Genomic DNA, 1618 nt, shown 5'->3' on the forward strand with positions numbered 1-1618 from the left:
GTATTGCCGAATTCCTTGAGGCCATCGCCGGCGTAAATGACGACACCGTTCTCGGCCGCCTTGACCGGGGTTCCTTCCGGCACCGCGATGTCGACACCATCCTTGCCGCCGCCAAAGCTGGAGATCACGCGGCCGCGTACCGGCCAGCGCATCTTGCCGATACCGGTGGCGTTTGGCGCTACCGCGTCGTCGTCCTCGGCCTGCTGGATGACCTTGGCATCCTTCCTCGGCGGCGTGTAGGCGGCCAGCGTCTCCGACGGCGTGGTCTTTGCCGCAGGCGGGGTGGTGGCAGTCGTTACCGGATCGACCTTTGCCGGCTTGGCACCGGCAACCGTTGCAGTTCCGCCGGCCGGCACCTTCAGGGTCTGGCCGATCTTGAGCAGACCGTCTTGCATGCCGTTCGCCTGCTTCAACGCAACCACGCCGACGCCGGTCTTCCTGGCGATCGCCGACAGCGTATCGCCCTGCTGGACCGTGTAGGTGCCGGCACCAGTCGTCTTGGGGGCGGCTTTTCCGTCCTTCGGCTGGCTTGCTGCGGCCGATGCATCCACCGGCGCGGCGGACTTGCCCTCCTTAGGCTTCGGCTGCTGCGGCAGCACGGCCACCATCTCCGGCGCCTTGGCCGGCAAATCGTGCTTGGTGTCGTTCGCAGGCTTGGCGTCCGCAAGCTTCGGCGCCGGTTTCTTGCCCGAATAGGCATAGGCCGGGATGACGAGCTTTTGGCCGGTCTTCAGCCCGTTGGTCGCGCTTAGCCCATTGACCTTCATGAGGGCATCGGCGGGCACGCCGTAGCGCCGCGACAGGCCGGAAATCGTCTCGCCGCCCTTGACGACGATCTCGGTAGCACGCGGTGCGCCGCCTGCCGTCGCCATGCGCGGAGCATCAGACTGTGCGTCCTTGAACGGCTTTGCCGCTGTCCCCGTTGCGATCCGGTCGACCTGGGGGGCGGCTGGCGCCGAAGCGGTGCGCGCCGGACTGGCGGCGGGCGCCGGCTGCGACTGGCTGACCGGCGGCAATTGCTGCGTCGTAACCGGCTCGAGGCTTGAGCGGCTGACCGACTGAGTATGGCTGCCGTCGAGCGGCGCGGCCGACACCGGCGCATCGCCAGGATAAGGCTGTGCGGCGTCCTGCTTGTCGATGATGGCGCGCTGGTTGTTGGTCGAGGAGGTGAAAACGTCATCGACGCTGTTGAACCGCGAGACCTGGGAACTGCATCCCGCCGCGGTGCCCGCAACCATGAGGACAGCGAAACCACGCGCCAAGTTGCGTCCGTTTGCCTTCAAAATACTGAATTGCATCGCTTTTACCCGCAGATACCCGGTACAGACTGACCGCGATTAAAGCGCGTTAATGTTACTGGTCGGTTAAACCTCTAGAATCAGACGCAAATTTTGTTAAAATATTTAAGGCTGGACCTGTCGGCCTGAGGTTCAGGTAGGGCCCAGTCGCGGACGGGCGCGAAGCGACCAGACCGGTCGGTTGCGGCCATCACCTGAAATATCGACAGATCCCTAGATAACCGCGGCTACGCCGCGCAGGATCGGCTGCAGGCGGACGAGGCCGATGTCCTCGCGTTCGAAGCGGCTGCCGACCTTCGTCAGTTTGGCCAGCACCTGCT

1 protein-coding gene and 1 pseudogene are annotated in these 1618 nt (G+C 64.6%); both read right to left on the reverse strand.

All coding sequences use genetic code 11. From position 1 onward, the window contains the following. A partial coding sequence (locus EOA86_RS33815) for a LysM peptidoglycan-binding domain-containing protein (protein WP_128345511.1) occupies positions 1-1298 on the reverse strand: 1298 nt, incomplete at its 3' end. A gap of 213 nt (positions 1299-1511) precedes the next feature. Beyond that, a pseudogene (pcm, locus tag EOA86_RS40915) lies at positions 1512-1618 on the reverse strand (protein-L-isoaspartate O-methyltransferase); the annotation flags it as partial.

Source organism: Mesorhizobium sp. M5C.F.Ca.IN.020.32.2.1, assembly GCF_004023105.1.
GTDB lineage: Bacteria > Pseudomonadota > Alphaproteobacteria > Rhizobiales > Rhizobiaceae > Mesorhizobium > Mesorhizobium wenxiniae.